Source organism: Novilysobacter erysipheiresistens (assembly GCF_036663935.1).
GTDB classification, from domain to species: domain Bacteria; phylum Pseudomonadota; class Gammaproteobacteria; order Xanthomonadales; family Xanthomonadaceae; genus Novilysobacter; species Novilysobacter erysipheiresistens.
On sequence record NZ_JAXGFP010000008.1, the window covers coordinates 113259 to 129666 of the forward strand.

Here is a 16408-nt window from a genome sequence, read left to right on the forward strand (position 1 = left end):
CAATCTGACCACCCGAAGCGGACTTTCCCGACCATCCCCGAGACAGGCCCTTGCTACCCTGTCGCCCATGCAAAACGCCGCACTCGACCTGCTTCGCACCACCTTCGGCCACCCGGAATTCCGCGGCGAACAGGCTGAGATCGTCGACTGCGTGGCCGGTGGCGGCGACGCTCTCGTCCTGATGCCGACCGGCGGCGGCAAGTCGCTGTGCTACCAGCTCCCGGCCCTGTTGCGCGACGGCTGCGGCGTGGTCGTCTCGCCTCTGATCGCGCTGATGCAGGACCAGGTCGAGGCCCTGCGCCAGCTCGGCGTGCGCGCCGCCTGCCTCAACTCCACCCTCGACGCCGCCACCGCCGCCGAGGTCGAACGCGACCTGCTGGCCGGCGAACTCGACCTGCTCTACGTCGCTCCCGAACGCCTGCTGACCGGCCGCTGCCTGACATTGCTCGACCGCGCCAAGGTCGCCCTGTTCGCGATCGACGAGGCCCACTGCGTCTCCCAGTGGGGCCACGACTTCCGCCCTGAATACCGCCAGCTCACCATCCTCCACGAGCGCTGGCCCGGCATCCCGCGGATCGCCCTGACCGCGACCGCCGACGCCCCGACCCGGCGCGAGATCGCCGAGCGCCTCGCGCTGGAGGACGCCCGCCAGTTCGTCAGCTCGTTCGACCGCCCGAACATCCGCTACCGCGTCGTGCAGAAGGACGGCAGCGGCCAGCGCGCCCTGCTCGACTTCATCAAGGACCACCGCGGCGACAGCGGCATCGTCTACGCGTTCTCGCGCAAACGCGTCGACAAGACCGCCGAGCAGTTGCAGGCCGCCGGCATCGACGCCCTGCCCTACCACGCCGGCATGCCCGCGGCCGAGCGCGCCGCCAACCAGCGCCGCTTCCTGCAATCCGACGGCGTGGTGATGGTCGCCACCATCGCGTTCGGCATGGGCATCGACAAGCCTGACGTGCGCTTCGTCGCCCATGTCGATCTGCCCAAGTCGATCGAGGGCTACTACCAGGAAACCGGCCGCGCCGGCCGCGACGGCCAGCCGGCCGAGGCCTGGCTCAATTACGGCCTCGGCGACGTGGTCAACCTGCGCCTGCTGATCAACCAGGGCGAGGCCGGCGAGGAGCGCAAGCAACTGGAGTTGCGCAAGCTCGACGCCCTGCTCGGCTACTGCGAATCCACCCAGTGCCGCCGCCAGGCACTGCTGGGCTGGTTTGGCGAGGCGCACCCCGGCGCCTGCGGCAACTGCGACAACTGCCTCAACCCGCCGGAAAGCTGGGATGGCACCGACGCCGCGCGCAAGGCATTGTCTTGCGTGTATCGCAGCGGCCAGCGCTTCGGCGCCGGCCACGTCATCGACATCCTGCGCGGCGTGACTACCGAGAAGGTGCAGCGCTTCGGCCACGACAAACTCAGCACCTGGGCGATCGGCGCCGATCTCGACGCGAAGCAGTGGAGCGGCGTGTTCCGTCAGTTGGTCGCCGGCGGCCTGCTGGAGGCCGATGTCGACCGCCACAACGCGCTGTGCCTGACCGCCAACGCCGGACCGGTACTGCGCGGCGAGCGTCGGCTGAGCTTCCGCAAGGAAGCGCCGAAGGCCCCGCGTCGCCGCGACCGCGCGGCCGCCACGCCACTGATCGACCTCGCCCCCGAGCCGCTGGCGCGCTTCAACGCCCTGCGCGAATGGCGCGCCACCACCGCGCGCGAGCAGAACGTGCCGGCCTACGTGATCTTCCACGATGCCACCTTGCGCGCGATCGCCGAAGCCGCGCCCGACGACCTCGACGGACTCGGCCATATCCCCGGCATCGGCGGCACCAAACTGGAACGCTACGGCGAGGCGGTGCTGCAGCAGCTGCTGGATTGCGACGTCGCCTGACATGCAAAAGCCCCGCCTTGGCGGGGCTTTTGGGGGATGGTGGGTCGTGATGGATTCGAACCATCGACCAGCGGATTAAAAGTCCGATGCTCTACCGACTGAGCTAACGACCCGATGAAGCTTATGCCCCGCCAGAGGGGGCCTGCGGCGGCAGCCTTGCTGCGCCGGGCCGGGGATTCTAACGCATTCGTCGCCGTCACGAAGCGCTTTTGCCGGCTCGACTCACGCCTGCAGTGGCTCCGGCAACCGCTGGTCGGGATGTTGGCCTCTGGCCCCCGGTGCGACATAGCCGAACTTCTCGATCAGCAGCCGGTCGCGATCGAGCACCAGGCGTTCGGTCGCGTCGTCGTAGTAGTAGTCGGGCCCGTGTCGACGCGACGAGGTGTTGGTCCGCGCGCGCGCCAGGATGTCGGCCTTGGTTTTGGCAGCGACTTCGAATCCGGAGCGCTCGAGCGCGAGGAACAGGTCCGCTTCGAGATTCTCGTTGCGGATGAAATGATCGATGAAGCAATGCTCGCGATCGTGTTCGACCAGTTGCTCGAACGTCGCGATCCCGTCGAGTCCGTGCGCTTCACCGTCCCGGCAGGTGAACAACTTCATGTAGCGATAAGTGAACAACCCTGCCAACCGGCTCAGCGAAGAGCGGCCGTAACCTTGGCCAAAGTCGGGCCAGTAGCGCTCGTCGTGCATCATCCGCAGCCACTGTCGGAATGCCCCGGCATCGTTGACGTCGCGATAGGTGCGCTGCCATTCCCCGGCATGGGTATTCGGGCGTGCGGCGAGCAGCTCGCGCAAGGCCTGGTAGGGATCGTCGCGCCAACCGTGGCCGCGAAGCGTGTAGCCGCCCCTGGTCACCTTGCCGTAGACGATCCCCTTGCGGTCGCAGCCGTATGCCCACAGCGAGACGTACCAGTCCCAGGGGTCGCGTACCGAGCCGAGGAACACCCGGTTGCCGGTGAACAGTTCCGCATCCGCCTGGTTGTGCTTGCCCGCGAGTTCCCCGCCCACCAGGTCGGTGAGCAAGCTGCGTATATGGGTGCAACCGGTCTTGTGCAGCTCGATGAATGCCAGCTTGTCCGATACAAACATGGGTTCTCCTCATCCCCAGCCGTTCACGCGGGCGGCGGGAATGTCCCGGACCGCCTCACCCCGCTGCCGCGACTCGATCCACGGCAGCACTACCGCCAGCAGGTAGAACTTCGACGCGTGGTATTTGTTGTCGAGCCGGCCGCGGTTGCGCTCCAGCCAGGCGGCGGCGCCCGGCATCACGTTGCGCGTCTGCAGTGCATACGAATGGACCTGGTCGAAGCGCTGCCGGGCCAGCCCGCACAGGTCATAGCGGAAGCTGCCCTTCCTGGAGACGTATGGCAATTTGTCGAAGCGGGTAGCGATGTACCGACGCATCAGAACCTTGCTGGTCCGGGTGACCGGATCCAGCAGCTGGTCCGGCGGGACCTGCCGGTAGACCCACTCTCGAAGCTCGCTGTCGCAGAACGGGTACGCCACGCGCATCGACAGTGCTCCGGCCGTGTACAGGCCTTTGGCGAAGCCACCGCTGGAGCCGGCCACCGTCAGCGCCATCGCGAAGTGCTCGTCGGCATTGCTGGCCGATGACAGCTCGGACTGGAACAGCGCCAGCCGCGCTTTCGACGACCGGGCGATGTCGCGTCGCCCGAGCAGCTCGTCGACCTCCTCGTCGGTGAACCGGGAACCGGGGAACGAACGCTCGACCGGGTTCATCTGCAAGGTCGACAACAGATAGCAGTACTGGAAGCTCCCGCTCAGCACCGGCAGGTCGGCGACGAAGCGAGGCAGCCGCACGTCCTTGGCCAGCCATGACAACAAGCGTTGCTGCCAATGGATCGGGATGCCGAAATAGTTGTCCGCGCCCATTCCGTCGACGATGCCGTCGCCGCCGTTGGCGAGGATGTCGGTCGCCAGGTCGACGTACGACAGCAGGGCGAAGTCGGCGGTGAGCAACGGCATTGCATCGACGATCGCCAGGTAGCGGTCGTAGGCGCGACCCGGGTCGCACACCAGGGTTTCATGGCGCAATCCGAGCTTGTCCGCCACCAGGCTGGCGGACTCGACCTCGTTCTCCTCGTTGCCGCCCATGTAGGTGATGCATACCGTGTCCGGCCGGGCTTCCGCGGCCGCGATCGCCAACGGGGTGGAATCCTTGCCGCCACTTTGCAGCAGCCACGGCGAGCGCATGTTGGCGCACGCGTTCGACACCGCGTTGCACAGCAGCCGGTGGTAGGTGCCGACCCAGTCGGTCTGCGGATCGCCACGGCCGCGGCACTTCTCGCTGTCGCGGAACAGGAAGCGGAACTCCGGGGCGAGGTGCATGTCGTGTTTGGGATCGAAGCCGAAGGTCGCCAGCTTGATATCCTCGAAGATCGAGTGCGGCGCATACACGAACCCGTTGCGCAACAGGTCGGCCAACGACACCGGATCGATGCGTGCGCCGTGGGTGGACATGCGGTCGAGACCGGAAAAATCCGACTCGCCGTAGTAGGGCGACATGGTGATCTGCAGCCGTTGGCCGCCCTCCGCCACGGCCCTGCTACAGTCATTCAGTTGTGCCGTCATCTGCATTCCCCGTGGCTCCGCATCAGGCGTCCGGTACGCGCGTGGAACCCTTATCGAGATCATGCTGAACGATCCACGGCAGCACGATCGCCAGCAAATAGAACTTCGACGCGTGGTACTTGGTATCAACGCGATTCCGGTTGCGTTCCAGCCAGCCGGCGGCTCCCGGCAACACATCCGCTGCCTGAATGGCGTAGGCGTGGACCTGGTCGAACCGGCTCAGGGCCAGACCGCACAGGTCGAAGCGGAAACTGCCCTTCTTGGCCACGTATGGCAGTTGCCCGAACCGCTCGGCGATGTGCTTCCGCACCAGCGGCTTGTTGGTCCTGGTCACCGGGTTGATGAGCTGGTCGACCGGCACTTCGTGATACACCCACTCGCGCAGCCGGCGGTCGCAGAACGGATACGCCACCTGCAGCGACAGCGCGCTGGCGGTGTACAGCCCCTTGGCGAAGGCGCTGGCGGACTCCTCGATGGTGATCGCCATGGTCCGCATCTCATCCAGGCTGGAGGCGACGTCCAGTTCGCGACGGAACCTCTCCAGCCTGGCCTTCGACGCGCGTGCGATGGGGTAGCCGAACAGTTCGTCGACTTCGGCATCGGTGAACCGCGAACCGGGGAAAATGCGCTCCACCGGATCCATCTGCAGGGTGGTGAGCCCATACGACAGCCGGAAGCTGCGATTGATCAACGGCAGTTCGGCGGCGAAGTGCGGTAGGCGAATGCCGCGGGCCAGCCACGAAAGCAGCCGCTGCTGGCGGCTCACCGGCACGCCGAAGTAGCTGTCCGATCCCAGTCCGTCGATCACCCCGTCGCCACCCACGTCGGCGATGGTCGTGGCAAGGTCGACATACGACAGCAGCGCGAAGTCCGCGGTCAGCAAGGGCATCCGCCCGGCGATGGCGAGGTACCGGTCGTAGGCGCGACCGGGGTCGCAGATCAGGATTTCGTGACGCAGGCCAAGCGATTGGGCCACGGCGGTGGCGGAGGCGATCTCGTTCTCCTCCCGTCCGCCGAGGTAAGTGAGGCAGGTCGTGTCGGACCGCGCCTCGCTGGCGGCAATCGCGATCGAGGTGGAGTCCTTGCCGCCACTTTGCAGCAACCACGGCGCGCGCAGTTCGCTGCACGAGCGTGCCACCGCATCGCACAACATCCGGTGGTAGGTATCGACCAGCGGCGGCCCGGCGCCAGCGCGTTTGCGACACTTGCCGCTGTCACGGAACATGAAGCGGTAGTCAGGTGCGCCCCCCATGTCCTGCTGCGGGTCGAAACCCAGGGTCGCCAGCTTGACGTCCTCGATGATCGAATGCGGCGGATAGACGAAGCCGTTGCGCAACAGGTCGGCAGCCGAGACCGGATCGAGCCGTCGCTTGCTTGCCGGTTCGGCTTTCAGGGCCGAAAAATCCGGCCTGCCGTAGTACGGGGACATGGTGATCTGCATCCGACGCTCGCTCTGCGGTGCTTGCGCCTTGGCGTCCCCACCGTGCCGGGCGAGCCACGGCAACACGATGGCAAGCAGGTAGAACTTGGAGGCGTGGTACTTGTTGTCCAGGCGTCCGCGGTTTCGCTCCAGCCAGCCCACCGCGCCGGGCAGCACGTCGCGCGTCTGCTCGGCGAAGGCATGGACCTGATCGAACCGCTGCCGGGCCAGTCCGCAGAGGTCGAAGCGGAAGCTGCCTTTCCTGGCGACGTACGGCAACTCCTCGAAGCGGGTGGCGATGTGCTTCCGGACCAGGACCTTGTTGGCCTTGGTCACCGGGTCGACCAGTTGATCCTCCGGCACCTGGTGATAGACCCAATCACGCAGGCGGGTGTCACAGAACGGATACGCCGCGCCCAGGCCCAACGCACTGGTGGTGTACAGCCCCTTGGCGATCGAACTGGTCGGGCCCGCGATCGAACTCGCCATCGCCTGCCATTCGTCGATATTGCTGGCCGCCGCGAGTTCGGCCCGGAACAGTTCCAGCCGGGATTTCGAGCGCCGGGCGATGTCGCGGCCGAACAGCTCGTCGACCTCGGCATCGGTGAAGCGAGAACCCGGGAAGACCCGTTCCACCGGGTCCATCTGCAGGGTCGACAACAGATAGCAGAGCTTGAAGTTGCGGTCGACCAGTGGCAGCTCGGTCGCGACCCGCGGGAGCTTCATGTTCCTCGCCAGCCACGAGAGCAGCCGTTCCTGCCGATGCATCGGCCAGCCGAAGTAGACGTCCGCGCCCATGCCGTCGATGACGCCGTCACCGCCCCCTTCGAGGATGGTGGTCGCCAGGTCGACGTACGACAGCAGCGCGAAGTCGGCGGTCAACAGCGGCATGCGGTCGACGATTGCCAGGTAGCGGTCGTAGGCGCGGCCCGGATCGCAGACCAGGGTCTCATGGCGCAATCCGAGCTTGCGCGCGACGAACATCGCCGACGCGACCTCGTTCTCCTCACTGCCGCCCAGATAGGTGATGCAGGTGGTGTCGGGCCTGACCTCCGCCGCCGCGATCGCCAGCGGCGTCGAATCCTTGCCGCCGCTCTGCAACAACCAGGGCGAACGGAAATCCGCGCACGAGTCGGAAACCGCGGTGCACAGGAGGCGGTGGTAGGTCCCGACCCAGTCCTGCCCGACGTCGCTGGCTTCCCGGCAACGGCCGCTGCTGGGAAACATGAAGCGGTACTCCGGCGACCCGTGCATGTCCTGCTCCGGGTCAAAGCCGACCGTCGCCAGCTTGACCGTCTCGAAGATCGAGTGCGGGGCGTAGACGAAGCCGTTGCGCAGCAGGTCGGCGACCGATACCGGGTCGAGCCGGGCGCCACGGTCGCGCCGCCGGGCCAGGCCCGAAAAGTCCGGCGTCCCGAAGTACGGCGACATCGTGATCTGCAGCGGTTCGTCGTCAGGCGCCGGCTGGCCGGGCGTTGCCTGTGGCTGGCGGGACGCCTGCGCGTGCCCTGGCACGTCGCGTTCCGTCCGGCCAGCCTCGCGCGAGCCGTCGACGGCTGTCGAGATATCCGCTTCGACCACACTGTGCCTCGTCCACTGGCTTCCCTGGCTTGTCATCGCGCGGTGGTTCCTTGCGGTGTGGCGCTCATCAGGTCCCGGTCGGACGGCTGTCGTAATAGCTGTAGCTGTAGCTGTAGTGCCCGGCGCTGCGCCGCTGCACTGCATTGACGATCGCGCCCTTGACCTTCACTCCGTTCTGCTCGAGGCGCTGCTTGGCCAGCGCGACCTCACGCGCCTGGTTCATGCCGAAGCGGACCACCAGCAGGGTGGTGCCGACGTGATGCCCGATCACCGCCGCGTCGGTGACCGCCAGCACCGGCGGCGTATCGATGATGACCAGGTCGTACTGCGGCGCGAGCTGGTGCAACAATCCGGCGAAGTCCGGGTGCATCAGCAGTTCCGACGGATTGGGCGGCACCTTGCCGCGCGAGATGAACGACAGGTTCTCGGTCCCGAGCACCCGGCGAACCGCGCCTTCCAACGGGATCTGCCCGGAGATCAGCTCCGACAGGCCATCCTCCCAGCGCGTGCCCATCACCTCGTGCAGGGTGCCGCGGCGCATGTCGGCATCGATCAGCAACACGCGCTGGCCGGCCTGGGCAATCGTCACCGCGAGATTGGAGCTGACGAAGGTCTTGCCGACGCCGGCGCTCGGGCCGGCGATCATCAGCAGGTTGTTCTTCGGCTCGATACGGGCGAAGTGCAGGCTGGTGCGCAAGCCGCGCAGGGCCTCCATCGCCAGGTCCGACGGCGCGCTGAATGCCAGCAGGTTCGGCCGGGTCGCGTGGCGCTTCTTCGGGCGCAACGCGTTGGCGCGCTCCTGCGAGCTGAGGAAGATCGAGGCGTACACCGGCAGCCCGAGCTGCTCGATGTCTTCCGGGTCCTCGACGTTGCGGTTGAGCACCTGCCGGGTCAGCACGAAGGCGACCAGCATCATCGCGCCCAGCGCGGTGACGCCGCCGATCACCGGCACCGGCTTGGGCCAGACCGGCTGGGCGACATTGACCGCCGGCGGGTCGATCACCTGCACGTTGCCGATCGCGCTGGCGCGGGCGATGTCGAGCTGCTGGGCCTGGTCGAGCAGGTTGGTGTAGGTGCGGTTGGTGACCTCGACGTCGCGGGTGAGCCGGTACAGTCCCTGCTGGATGTCCGGCAGTTGGCTCATCCGCGCCTGCAACGCGCCCTTCTCGGCCTCGAGCTGGCCGATCTGCTTCTGCAGCGCCTGGTACGCCGGATGGTTGGGGGTGAAGCGACGGGCGACGTCCGGCTGTTGCACGCGCAGCTGCTGGATGCTGTTGTTCAGCGCCACGGTCTGGCTGAGCAGGGCCTCGGTCTGCATGCTGATGTCGACCGTGCCGACCCGTTGCTGGAACGCATTCAAGGCGTTCTGCGCTTCTTCCAGATCGGCCCGAACCTTCGGCAACTGTTCGTTGACGAACTCCAGCCGGTTCTCGGCTTCGGCCGAATTGCGCTGCACGCTCTGGCGCAGGTAGGACGTGCTGATCTGGCCCAGCACCTTGGCCGCGAGTTCCGGGTCGGTGTTCTGGTAGGTCAGCGCGATGATGCCCGACTCCTCGCCGCGTTCGACCGCGGCGATGTTTTCCGCCAGCCGCGAGACCGCACCGATGTGGCTGTTGCGCACGACATCGAAATGGGTACCGGGATTGGCCTTGAGCGTGTCGACCTTCATGGCGATGCCTTCGCCCTTGACCAGTTGCCCGACCTGGCCTTCGAGCAGGACCTGGTCATCTTCGTTCAACAGGGTGTACCGGCCCTGCTCCCCGGCGACCAGCACCAGCGGCTGGCCCAGCAACGTCTGCGGCACGTCGAACACGGGGATGTCGAGTTCTTCGCCGCCCCAGCCGTAGCGGTCAAGCCCGAGCAGCGGCGGCGCCACCGCGCCTGGCTGCTCCGGCGAATAGCGGCCGGCGATGAACTCGCCCACCAGCGGGAACCGCTGCGGTTGGGACTGGATGTCGAGGTCGAGGTTTTCCACCGCCTCGCCCAGCGCGCTGCGCGACGTCAGCAGCGGAATCTCGGTGACCGCGCGCGAGCCGGCGAGGTCGACCATCTGGCCAGCCGCAGGCTGGTTGGCTTGGCCAGGCGATGCGCCTTCCACCTGCACCATCGCGCTTGCCTGGTACATCGGCGTGGCCATGATCACGTACAGCACGCTGGCGAGGAAGAACAGCGCGGTGCCGATCAGGATGAATTTCCGATGATCGTTCAGGACCCCCAGCAATGCGTGTAGATCGATATGTTCCTCGCGCTGCGGGGTGACCTCCACCTGCGGGGAAATCTCGGTCGGCCGATTCGCCATCAACTCGTTCACGGAACTCTCCTGTTACCAAGACTGCTTGCCGGCCGCGGCGCATGGCCGCCGACCGACGGTCACGCCGCGAGCGATGCAGCCTTTCGCGGCAGGTTGGCCAATGCCTGGACGATGCACATGCCGGCATTGCGGTCACCGCCCGGACCGGCGGCAAAACACAGCGCCTCGTAGGCGCGGGCGTCGCCGAGCAGGGTCATGACGCATTCGGCGATCTTCACTTCGTCGATGCCGGACCGGGCGCCGGCACTGCCGGCTTCGCCCGGACCTTCGGCAGCGCCGCGCAGCATCAGTACCGGCTTGTTCCACAACGCCGCTTCCTGCTGGATTTCGCGCGATCCGGCCAGAACCAGATACGCCGCGTTGAGCAGATAGCAGAACGCCAAGTAGTCCAGCGGCTGGACCAGGTGCAGGTTCGGCAGGTCGCCGTGCGGACCGATGCGGTCCTGCGGGCCGGCGTCCGGAAGGACCGGGCAGACGATATCCAGGTCGGGACGGCGGCTCGCCAGGGTGGACAGGGTCCGGCCCATGTCCACCCCGGCGCCGGGCGCGGGACGGTGGGCCACGAGCAACAGTGGACTGCCCGCGCGCAGGAACGAAAACCGTCGCGCCAGGTCCTCCCGTTCACCGATGTCGCGTTGGCGTACCGCCAGCAGGGATTTCGACACCTCGGTGGCGGCGGTCGCGGCGACTTCGATGCGCTCCTGCGGGACACCGGCGTCCAGCAATGCGCGGGCCGCCGACTCGGTCGAGGCGAAGTGCAGCGATACCAGCGGTCGGGTGACCTTGCGGACGGCTTCGTCGGCCTCGCTGGAGTCCGCGCTCCCGCAACCCGACCAGCCGCCGTCGACACAGGCGACCGGCACCCCTTGGAAATGCGCGGCCAGCGTTGCCGCCAAGGTGGTCAGCGAATCGCCATGGACCAGCAGGACGTCCGGTTCGCACTCGCCCAGCACCCGCTTCATTCCGCGCACGGGGGCCGAGGTCATGTCGCCCAGTTCCTTGTCCGGCGCCAGCACGTCGAGCACGTGGTCCGGACGGATGTTGAACAGGCGCAGCATCTGTCGCGATCGCTGGTTGGGCAATGCGGTGACGCAGACCTTGAGATCGAAGCGCGCATCGCCCGACAGTTGTTGCACCACCGGGGCGAGCTTCAGGCTGTCCGGCGATGCGTCCAGCACGCACAGCACCCGGATCACCTCGCCCGACGTGGCCGATGCCGCCGCGATCGCGGACGCCGCAGCGTGCGCCGCGCCTTCGGCAGCGACCCGTCGCATCACGATCCGGTGTTCGCCGGTCACGCGGACGGAATGGGTGCCCGACCACAAGGCCGGTCCCGGGAATGCGTCCGGATCCGGCGACGACTGGCTGGGCGCGGCCGTCTCGAGTCGACCCGGTGCTTGCACCTTCGCCGGGCCGCGCGAAGCGAAGTTCAGCGACTCCACGAGCCGCGGCGCGAACGCCACGTAGACCACCATCATGCTTGCAAAGGCGAGCAGGCTCAGCAGTTCCGGCGCATTGCGCAGCGCGTAGCCGGCGCCGGCCATCAGTGCACTCAGGCCGACCAGCAATCCCAGCGCCTGTCGCGGCGAGAAGCCGATGTCGAGCAGCAGGTGATGCAGGTGCTGGCGGTCGGCCTTCAACGGCGAGCGACCGCTGCGCATGCGCCGGTACATCACCGCCAGCGTGTCCAGCACCGGCAATGCCACGCACCACAGCACGTCGACCGGCGCGATCTGCGCGGCCTCGCGCTGGCTCAGGAAGATCAGGCTCCAGGCGACCAGGAAGCCGATCAGCGTGCTGCCGGCATCGCCCATGAAGATCTTGCGGCCGTCCGGCCACCCCAGGTTGACGCACATGTAGGGCACCAACGTGGCGGCGAGGATCTGCAGCAGCAGCGCCACCCCGACGGTGGGCCAGCCGACTCCCATGAACGCCAGGATCGCAACGATGCTGACGATCGCGAGTCCGGCGGCGAGGCCGTCGATGCCGTCGAGCATGTTGAAGGCGTTGATCAGCCCGACCACGGCGATGATCGTCACCGGAATGCCAAGCCCGTGCAGCCGGAACTCCTCGCCGCCGATGAGGTTGCCGCCGCCATCGATGTAGATGCCGGTGGTGAGGATCACCAGCCCCGCGGTCCCGGCCTGGACCAACAGGCGGGTCCGCGCGCTCAGGTCATCGAGGTCGTCCAGCAACCCGGTCAACAGGATCAGCGCGCCGACCGCCAGCAGGCACACCACGAACCGGTCCATATAGCCGAAGTAGACCAGCCCGGCCAGGGTGCCGAGGAAGAAGCACAACCCGCCGACCAACGGCACCCGCCCTCGGTGGCGTTTGCGTCCGTCCGGCTTGTCGACCAGGCCGATGCGCGGTGCCAGTTGCCGCAGCGTGAATATCGCGACCATGGTCACGATGACGGCGATCGCGCTGGCGGCAATGAACCTCTCTGGGTGCATGTTCGTCTCTCACGTGGGCGTTCTGCAGGACCAAAGCACCAGCGGCACTGGCATGGAATTTCGTGACCAACCACGCATTTCTAAGCACCGCGGCATGATGGAGCGATGAAGCCTGCGGGTTCATCTTGAACAGGAATTCAGGAACCCGGTCGCCGTCTAGGACGCGGCACGGATACGCGGTCGATTGCCACCGCACTGGAACTCACGATGCTCCATTACCAACGTGCAAGGCCGAAAGGAGAGGCCGCGGCGCGGCCTGCTGGCATGTATCAAAAAAGATGCATGCACCAGCTGTTCACGGACTTGTCGATCATCCAGTAGACATCGCGGAAGACCGCCAGCCGTTGCCGGTACGGATCGGGAATGTCGACCTCACCGTGCCACTTGCCAAGCAGGAACGTGCGCTCCGCCGCGGGCGCGGACAGGGCCGCGATCGCACGGCGTTGCGAGGCTTCCATGACCAGTACCAGGTCGGCGGCTTCGACCATGCCCGCGGTGAGCTGGCGCGCAACGTGGGAGGTAGCGCTCAGGCCATGGTCGGCGAGCACCGCTTCGGCCAGCGGCTCGATCGGGTTGCCGACCAGCGCGCCCAACCCGGCCGACTCGACCACGATCCCGTGTCCGCGGCAGCGACGGCGCAACAGCACCTCCGCCGTCGGGCTGCGGCAGACGTTGCCGACACACACCAGCAATATTCGGCGGGGCCGGGCCGGCGCCGGCCGCATCGATCGCTCGGTCAATTGCTTCCCGGAACGGTGGCGTTGCGGATGATGCCCGACAGCGGCAGCAACTGGCTCAGGAACCGGTTCCACTGGGTCACGCCGGCCGCGCCGACATACACCACGTCGCCGGGCTGGATCTCGAACCCGTCCGCCAGCGCATAGGCCGACGGGTCACTGGCGTCGAGCTGGAACACCGTCGCCGGCTCCTGCTCCATCCGGTCCATGCCACGGACGACGTACACCGCATCGGCATTGGCCGTCACCGGGTCGAGTCCGCCGGAGCGGCCGAGGGCCTGGGTGAGGGTCAGGCCGGATGTCTTGAAAGTGATCGCCTGCGGGTTGCGCACCTCGCCGAGCACATAGACTTCCTTGCGGTCATTGAACGGCAGGTACAACCGGTCGCCGGGCTTGAGGTAGATCGGCGGCGCGGTGTCGAGGTCCTGGTTCATCTCGTCCAGGTTGATCGTGTAGTTCTTGCCGTCGCGGGTGAGCACCAGTCCCGACAGGTCGGCCTGTTCGACATCGATGACCGCGGTGCCGACCGCCTGCGAGACCGTCAGCGGCACGGTGGTGATGTCCTGCGGGGTGGTATCGACGAATGCACCCTGCAAGGTGACCCGGCTGCCATACCCGACCACGTTGACGTCGACCTGCGGGGTCTGCAGGTAGTGCGCGAGCTTGCGGGTGACGATGCTGCGCAGCTCCTCGATCTTCATCCCCTCGACGTTGAGCGTGCCCACGTACGGGTAGTAGAAGGTTCCATCGGGATGCACCAGGCGTCCGTTGCTGCCCTCGCCGCCTCCTTCGGTGGTCAGTTCGGGGTGGTCCCAGACGGTCACCTGGATGGTGTCGCCGGGACTGATCTGATACGACTCCGGCCGGTACTCCAGCAGCTCCTGGGGTACTGTCGGCTGCTCCTTGCTGTGGTTCAGCGCCACCAGCTCCGGGGTGATCTGCACCACCTTGACCTCGCCACTGTTGACGAGGGTGTCGAGCTGGCCGCCGGAACCGCTGGCAAAACCGGGACCGGTCGCGCAGCCCCCAAGCAGTGCCATCGCCGCGGCCAGCGCAAGCCAGCGCAGCGGTGCCGCGGAACCGCGCGGTCGGTTCGGGGTGGAAGTGGTGGGCGTCGTGGACAGTCTGGACATGGGGGACTCCTTGCAATTGCAAACGTGCGAGGGGTAGCGCTCCGGTCACGCTACGGCCGCGGGCGCCTTCGTCACGTGAAGCGCGTGCACGGGTTTCGTCATGAAACGCTAACGGTTTGTTTACCGGCAGCTCATGTCCTCTTCCACCTCAGATACGTCCACCTCAGATCACGGTTTCGGTGGCGACATAGAAGTAGAAGACCGCGCACGAGGCGATGAGCCCGAAGCGGATAAGCAGCGGGTGGCTCAACGCCTGCAGGCGGTTGTGGCAGACCACCGCGGCGAGGATCAGCGACACCGCGAGCCAGGCGGGCAACAGGTAGCGGTTGGAAAAATAACCCCAGCCGATCGCGAAGAACGGCAGCAGCATCACCAGGTAGACCGCAGTGCTTTGCAGTATTCGCTCGCGGTACGGTGGCTTGAGTGTCGGCGCCAGCAGATGCGGCAACACGTACCAGAACGCCGAGAACACCGCGAAGTCGATCCGGACTCCGGCGCGCAATTCGGTGCGCGCAGCGTATTCCATCACCGTCGCGTGGATCCCCGGGGTCAAGGTCTGCACGATCAGCTCCGACAGGCCGCTGCAGTAGACCAGCAGACCGGCGGCGCCGGCGTAGCGCAGCGTCTTGGTGCTCAGGAACAGTGCCGGCGCAAACGCCATGTACAACAGTGACGAGTAATGCAGGCTGGTGGCCAGGGCGCCATACCAGGCGAACTGCCACCAGCGGCGCTGCTGGAACGACAACAACGCGGCGAACACCAGCGGCGCCGCCAGCCCCTGGCGGATCGCGTTGATCGAGGCGTTGACGAACATCGGCGACAGGAACAACAGCATCATCGCCGCGCTGAGGAACGTCAGGTAGCCGCGGGTGTCGCCCAAGTAGTTGAAGTACCTGCGGGTCGATATCCACACGGTCAGCAGCATCAGACCGAACAACGCCGCCAGATAGCCGGTGACACCCACTCCGAGCTTGCTCAGCAGGTAGCTGACTGCGACGAAACCGGGCTCCAGCCGGGTCGGACTGTCGCCGTGGCCAAGGCGTTCGAAGAACCCAGCATAGACCGAGGTGTCGGTGCCGATATCCAGCGGTCGGGTGCCTACCAGCCAGCAACCGAATACCGCCACCGCGAGCAGCAGCAGCACGGCCAGCCCCCACCGGGCACTTGTCGCCGTGGCATTGCTGGGGTTGGCAGCACCGGCAATGGAATGGATTGTCATGGGCTGACGCGGCTTCGCGCTCCGTTTGACCTGAGGCGCCGGATCCACAGCACGAGGTTGTGGTGGGTCCTGCGGAAGATGCTGAGCACGCGTGTGAAGTAGTACTCCGGGCGCGTCATCAGCCCCTGCCGCACCAGCTCCTTGCGCACCTTTCGGCCGGCCTTGCGCATGGCCTGCATGTCCCCGCTGAGTCCACCGGCGCCATAGTTGGGCTTGTGCCATGACGCCAGCGTCTGGTTGATCTTGGCGCAGCGATGGCCGGCGCCGGAGATCTGCACCCACAACAGGAAATCCTCGACCCTGCGGAAGTTCTCGTCGAACCGCTGCGGCAGGTCCCGGCGCAACACCACCGAAGCGGTGGGGAACGGGTTGTACAACAGCACCTGGCGTCGCCCGATGATCGAAGTCCGCGCCGGCAGTTGCAGCGTAGGCGGCGGCAGGTTGCGGGCGCGCACGTCCATCCGGTGGGCGATCAGGGCGATGTCGGGATCGGCGCGCAATGCCGCCATCTGCAATTCGAGCTTGCGCGGCGCCCAGGTATCGTCGGCATCGAGGAAGGCGATGTATTCCTGGCCGGCACGGTTCCAGCCCGTGTTGCGCGCCGCCGACGGACCGCCATTGGTCGCCAATTCGATCACCTTGATCCAGCCCGGCGGGTGGTCGGCGGCCAGCGCCCGCAATGCGTCGACGGTGCCGTCGCCGCTGCAGTCGTCGACCAGCAATATCTCCGCGGGAAGCAGGGTCTGGGCGGCAACCGAGGCCACCGCGTCGCCGATGGTGTCGGCACAACGGAAGCACGGGATGACCACGCTTACCGGCGCGGCTGCCTGCAGGTTCGGGTCCTTGCCAAGATCGTCAACGTTCACGGTCGGGCGGCTCTCGTCTTTCAAGGGCATGTTCAACGGGGGGCCAGCAGGTCGCGCACCAGTTGTTCGGCGAACACCTCGGCGCTCTGCTCGGTGGTGGGCAGCCGGTAGTCGGGGGCCTCGGGGACCTCGTACGGCGAGTCGATGCCGGTGAAGTTGCGCAGCTGTCCGGCGCGGGCCTTGGCATACAGGCCCTTGACATCGCGCTGCTCGG

11 protein-coding genes and 1 tRNA gene are annotated in these 16408 nt (G+C 66.7%); 1 reads left to right on the top strand and 11 read right to left on the bottom strand.

Features of this window, described 5'->3' with window-relative positions; genetic code table 11:
- The first annotated feature begins 67 nt into the window (after nt 1-67).
- Nucleotides 68-1879: a DNA helicase RecQ gene (recQ, locus tag SNE34_RS14405; protein WP_332618310.1), complete on the top strand. Its 1812-nt coding sequence runs from the start codon at nt 68-70 to the stop codon at nt 1877-1879.
- Nucleotides 1880-1916: 37 nt separating this feature from the next.
- Here recQ and SNE34_RS14410 read toward each other — a convergent pair.
- The 11 genes from SNE34_RS14410 to SNE34_RS14460 all read right to left on the bottom strand — a co-directional run.
- Nucleotides 1917-1992: transfer RNA gene (locus SNE34_RS14410), tRNA-Lys, on the bottom strand.
- A 109-nt stretch (nt 1993-2101) separates the two neighbouring features.
- Nucleotides 2102-2968, bottom strand: coding sequence for a hypothetical protein (locus SNE34_RS14415; RefSeq protein WP_332618311.1), 867 nt, complete (start codon nt 2966-2968; stop codon nt 2102-2104).
- A 9-nt stretch (nt 2969-2977) separates the two neighbouring features.
- Nucleotides 2978-4405 (bottom strand): asparagine synthase-related protein, encoded by a 1428-nt coding sequence (locus tag SNE34_RS14420; protein ID WP_332618312.1) that lies wholly within the window; start codon nt 4403-4405, stop codon nt 2978-2980.
- Between the two features lie 88 nt (nt 4406-4493).
- Entirely contained in the window at nt 4494-7508 is a 3015-nt protein-coding gene (locus SNE34_RS14425) for an asparagine synthase-related protein (RefSeq protein ID WP_332618313.1), read from the bottom strand.
- 31 nt (nt 7509-7539) lie between these two features.
- On the bottom strand, nt 7540-9783 hold the full coding sequence (locus tag SNE34_RS14430; protein WP_332618314.1) for a polysaccharide biosynthesis tyrosine autokinase: 2244 nt from the start codon (nt 9781-9783) through the stop codon (nt 7540-7542).
- A gap of 59 nt (nt 9784-9842) precedes the next feature.
- Nucleotides 9843-12239, bottom strand: coding sequence for a UDP-N-acetylglucosamine 2-epimerase (locus tag SNE34_RS14435; RefSeq protein ID WP_332618315.1), 2397 nt, complete (start codon nt 12237-12239; stop codon nt 9843-9845).
- A 269-nt stretch (nt 12240-12508) separates the two neighbouring features.
- Nucleotides 12509-12964 (bottom strand): low molecular weight protein-tyrosine-phosphatase, encoded by a 456-nt coding sequence (locus SNE34_RS14440; protein WP_332618316.1) that lies wholly within the window; start codon nt 12962-12964, stop codon nt 12509-12511.
- Nucleotides 12965-12975: 11 nt separating this feature from the next.
- Nucleotides 12976-14109 (bottom strand): polysaccharide biosynthesis/export family protein, encoded by a 1134-nt coding sequence (locus tag SNE34_RS14445; protein WP_332618317.1) that lies wholly within the window; start codon nt 14107-14109, stop codon nt 12976-12978.
- Between the two features lie 163 nt (nt 14110-14272).
- On the bottom strand, nt 14273-15328 hold the full coding sequence (locus tag SNE34_RS14450; protein WP_332618318.1) for an EpsG family protein: 1056 nt from the start codon (nt 15326-15328) through the stop codon (nt 14273-14275).
- Nucleotides 15325-16194: a glycosyltransferase family 2 protein gene (locus tag SNE34_RS14455; protein WP_332618319.1), complete on the bottom strand. Its 870-nt coding sequence runs from the start codon at nt 16192-16194 to the stop codon at nt 15325-15327. Before SNE34_RS14455 ends, SNE34_RS14450 begins: the two co-directional genes overlap by 4 nt.
- A gap of 32 nt (nt 16195-16226) precedes the next feature.
- The coding region (locus tag SNE34_RS14460; protein WP_332618320.1) for an adenylyl-sulfate kinase at nt 16227-16408 on the bottom strand (182 nt) is incomplete at its 5' end.

What these genes read in the sequence shown, in the direction of transcription:
- recQ (WP_332618310.1), top strand. Translation starts at nt 68, where the DNA reads ATGCAAAACGCCGCACTCGACCTGCTTCGCACCACCTTCGGCCACCCG.
- SNE34_RS14415 (WP_332618311.1), bottom strand. Translation starts at nt 2,968, where the DNA reads ATGTTTGTATCGGACAAGCTGGCATTCATCGAGCTGCACAAGACCGGT.
- SNE34_RS14420 (WP_332618312.1), bottom strand. Translation starts at nt 4,405, where the DNA reads ATGTCGCCCTACTACGGCGAGTCGGATTTTTCCGGTCTCGACCGCATG.
- SNE34_RS14425 (WP_332618313.1), bottom strand. Translation starts at nt 7,508, where the DNA reads ATGACAAGCCAGGGAAGCCAGTGGACGAGGCACAGTGTGGTCGAAGCG.
- SNE34_RS14435 (WP_332618315.1), bottom strand. Translation starts at nt 12,239, where the DNA reads ATGCACCCAGAGAGGTTCATTGCCGCCAGCGCGATCGCCGTCATCGTG.
- SNE34_RS14440 (WP_332618316.1), bottom strand. Translation starts at nt 12,964, where the DNA reads ATGCGGCCGGCGCCGGCCCGGCCCCGCCGAATATTGCTGGTGTGTGTC.
- SNE34_RS14445 (WP_332618317.1), bottom strand. Translation starts at nt 14,109, where the DNA reads ATGTCCAGACTGTCCACGACGCCCACCACTTCCACCCCGAACCGACCG.
- SNE34_RS14450 (WP_332618318.1), bottom strand. Translation starts at nt 15,328, where the DNA reads ATGACAATCCATTCCATTGCCGGTGCTGCCAACCCCAGCAATGCCACG.